General features: G+C 72.1%; 2 protein-coding genes. Both read right to left on the bottom strand.

What is annotated here, in order from left to right:
* Nucleotides 1–343 (bottom strand): CoA transferase (locus A5713_RS25360; RefSeq protein ID WP_197516479.1); only part of this gene is annotated, 343 nt, incomplete at its 3' end.
* Between the two features lie 15 nt (nucleotides 344–358).
* Nucleotides 359–891: SAM-dependent methyltransferase (locus A5713_RS25355; protein ID WP_156751955.1), on the bottom strand; the 533-nt coding region annotated here is incomplete at its 5' end.

Raw genomic sequence — 891 nt, 5'->3', positions numbered from 1 at the left:
GGCCCAGGCCCATGCGCTCCATCACGCCGGGACGAAACCCCTCCAGCACCACGTCGGCGGTGTCGACCAGCCGCAGGATCTGCTGCTTGGCCTCCTCGTCGGTGAGGTCCACCGCCACCGACTTCTTGCCGCGGTTGTGCGGCAGGAACAGCGTGGGCAGCGGCGGGCGCCCGGGCAGCACCGCGGTGATCTGCCGGGCCGCGTCGCCGTGGGGCGCCTCGACCTTGATGACCTCGGCGCCCAGGTCGGCCAGCACCTGCCCGGCCAGCGGCCCGGCGATGTTCTGGGTGAAGTCGAGAACCCGGAATCCGTCAAGCGGCTTGGCGGGGGCGCTGTCTGCCATGGGTGGCCTTCCTGGTCATCCGGCCTGCTTCAAGACCCCAGTGCAGTAGTAGTTCTGGGCGAACGGCGCACCGGGGTCGGTGCGCTGCAAAGGTAACCCGTTGTCGGCCAACAGCTGATTCAGGGGTGTGCGAACGGTGCGCCAGCCGAGCCGCTCGAGGTGGGTGGCGGCGTCGGTGCGCTCGCCCGGGAAGCCCAGGTCGCCCAGCGCGATGTCCAGGCCGTTGCCCCGCCACTTCTGGCTGGCGGCGTTCAGGGCGTCGCCGTTGGTGCCGGAGTTGATGAAGACCTCGGCGACCAGGCGGCTGCCGTCGGCGCTGAGCGCGGTGATGTCGTCGAGCAGCCGGTCCTGCGCCTCGGGCGGCAGGAAACCGAGCAGGCCCTCGGCCGCCCAGGCGGCGGGCCGCGCGGCGTCGAAGCCGGCCCGGCGCAGCGCCGACGGCCAGTCGTGGCGCAGGTCGATCGGGACGGCCCGGACATCGGCGGTGGGCTCGGCGCCGAGCTCGGCGATGGTGGCGGTCTTGAATTCGATGACCTGCGGCTGGTCGA

This window comes from Mycobacterium sp. E2497 (genome assembly GCF_001668695.1).
GTDB lineage: Bacteria > Actinomycetota > Actinomycetes > Mycobacteriales > Mycobacteriaceae > Mycobacterium.
Note: the sequence above shows the minus strand (reverse complement) of the source record. Positions and strands in the feature narration are given on the sequence as shown.